The organism is Sulfolobus sp. B1 (assembly GCF_007050195.1).
Taxonomy (GTDB): domain Archaea; phylum Thermoproteota; class Thermoprotei_A; order Sulfolobales; family Sulfolobaceae; genus Saccharolobus.
Window position 1 is genome coordinate 1 of record NZ_QIMI01000174.1, and the last position, 2,598, is coordinate 2,598.

3 protein-coding genes are annotated in these 2,598 nt (G+C 33.7%); all 3 read left to right on the forward strand.

Translation table 11 applies throughout. From position 1 onward, the window contains the following. Nucleotides 1-631, forward strand: a 631-nt coding sequence (locus DMP16_RS09020) for an ABC transporter ATP-binding protein (protein ID WP_143577127.1), incomplete at its 5' end; no start/stop codon positions are given. After that, nucleotides 632-2,278: an ABC transporter permease subunit gene (locus tag DMP16_RS09025; RefSeq protein ID WP_069283678.1), complete on the forward strand. Its 1,647-nt coding sequence runs from the start codon at nt 632-634 to the stop codon at nt 2,276-2,278. Nucleotides 2,279-2,366: 88 nt separating this feature from the next. Beyond that, on the forward strand, nt 2,367-2,598 hold a 232-nt coding region (locus DMP16_RS09030; RefSeq protein WP_143577128.1), incomplete at its 3' end, for a DUF4382 domain-containing protein.

The window sequence follows — 2,598 nt, forward strand, 5'->3', positions numbered from 1 at the left end:
AGAGAGAGAGAACATAATTATTGAAGTGTCTAAAAGATTAGGAATATATGAGTTACTAGACAGATATCCTTCAGAGTTGTCTGGTGGGCAGCAACAAAGAGTGGGTTTAGCAAGGGCTCTAGTTAGAAAACCAAAGGTATTTTTAATGGATGAACCGTTATCAAATTTAGATGCACCACAAAGGATGTCCGCGAGAAGATTAATCAAAGAAATTCAGATCGAGAACTCAATCACTACCCTTTACGTTACACACGACCAGACTGAAGCGATGGCGTTAGCAGATAAGATAGCGATAATCGATAAGGGGCAGATCATCCAAATCGGATCACCAGAAGAGATATACCAAAATCCTGTTAACTCCTTCGTCGCGTCTTTCTTCGGAAATCCACCTATGAGCATAATGGATGGTAAGGTGATAGGCTTAGAAGGGAAAATAGGTATTAGGGCTGAAGACGTTATTTTGGGCGAGGGGAGGTATAAGGGTGTAGTAAAAGACGTAGAATTTTGGGGGGATAGATACTTGATATATATATCGTTTAATGATCAAGAAATAAGGGCTTTCTCTAAGAATAAACTCAAAATTAATCAAGAAATTAAGTTCAATTTGATTAGTATAAAGAGGTTAGAATGAATGAAGTACTCCTCGCCTTATTTGGTTTATATCATCGCTTTTGGTTTCCTTCCTTTCATATATACGTTTATTTTCTTAGGAGTAAATTTTGATAAGGCTTTTACTGGGTTTTCTCTAGTACCATTCCCAAAAATAGTATATAATACTTTATATTTCTCTTTATTAACAGCATTTTTCTCCTCTATAATTGGAACTTTCTTGGCAGTAGGCGTAGATATGTTAAGTAAGGGGAAGAGGCTAATTTCTCTCTTGGTTATGTTACCTTACACGATTCCTTTTACTTCTTCTGCACTAATTTGGACAATAAGCCTCTACGGAAATTATGGTTGGTTTTCTTATTTATTTGGATTAAGATATGACCCACTTTACTTCTCTTCAACAGCCCTAATTGCGGTAACCGGTGTAAGTATCTGGTCTTCAATACCAATGCCTTTTTTAATCATGTTATCTACTCTAAGATCAATACCTAATTATGTTAAGGAAGCTTCGAAAATAGATAATCTTCCATTATCTGAATACTATTTTAGAGTAGCTTTACCGATGGCTGGAAAAGCTTTCTGGATATCGTTTCTCTTAGAGTTTATAATAGCTTTAGGTAACTTTGATTTGCCATATGTTTTAACCTCAGGTGGTCCATCATATTCCACAACTACATTATCGCTTTTAGTGTATGACGAAATGTTTTCTTTAGGTAACTTCTCTGGAGGAGCTTTAGCTGCAGCTATCCTTAGTGTATTCGCTACTATACCATCTATCGCACTATTAATGTTGTTGAGAAGTAAGAAATCTGGATGGTTATCTTTAAATATAAAAATACCGGATAAAATATTCAAAGTAATTATATTTATATTTCTTGCTATTGTCACATTTTTCATGGATTTCCCTATTTACTGGATGTTTTTAGTCGCATTTAGAAGTGCATCCTTAGATTTCCGCTATCCTCCAATTATAATACCAGAAGATCTTACTGCAAAGTATTTTATGCAAGCAATTTTAAGTTCTATACCTTACATGATCTCAAGTATAATAGTAGCAATTTCTGCCTCATTGATAACCGTATTACTTTCACTACCTTCAGCCTATGAGATATCTAAGGGGAAATTAAGATGGTTGTTACCAGTCTCAATCTACCTATATTCTTTACCCTCTACGTCCTTCGTAATACCACTGTATATATTTTTCTCCAATACAAATTTGCTGAATACTTGGGAGGCATTAATAATTTCAACACCAATATTTACTGCAACTTTCGCAGTTTGGTTATTCTTTAACTATTTCTTAGGATTCCCTAAAGCATATGAAGACGCTGCAGAAGTTTTCTCGATTAAGAGAAAGCTGACTAGAATAATAATGCCCTTATCTAGGACTACTTTATTTTCAGTACTTTTATTATCCTTTATATTCAATTGGCATTTATTGTTTTATCCATTAATATTTACTCAAACTCCGTATAATTTTTCTTTTCCTCCACAAGGGGCTCAAACTATAACAATATTTGCATTACTGGCTATAGGAAACGAAAGTATAAACTGGGGGCTATTGGCTTCTTCAGCACTTGTTGCATCATTTCCAGTTATGATTTTGACCTTAATAGCATTAGATAGAGTATTAAGAGGAGGATATGAGGGAGGATTAAAGTTTGTATAGCTATGATTATAATATACTGAAATTTCACTCAATGAAACTTTAAAGATAACGATAGACTTTTTAAGGAAGAAACACTGATACTGAATTGATGAATAAACTATTAATTGCAGGTGTAATTTTAATAATACTAATAGCTGGAGGGTTATATGGTTACTATTATTTTTCTACTGGAACAGTAAAAATATACTTGCAAGATGCTCCTAGTAGTTCACAGTTGCTAAAAATATACCTAACAATTTCATCAATCATGATACATAGAACTAATTCAACCAACAGTTCAGCTTGGATAACAATATCTAATAAGACAATAACCGTATTAC

Excerpts from the sequence above, each read along its gene's own strand:
- DMP16_RS09025 (WP_069283678.1), top strand. The coding sequence starts at position 632 with ATGAAGTACTCCTCGCCTTATTTGGTTTATATCATCGCTTTTGGTTTC.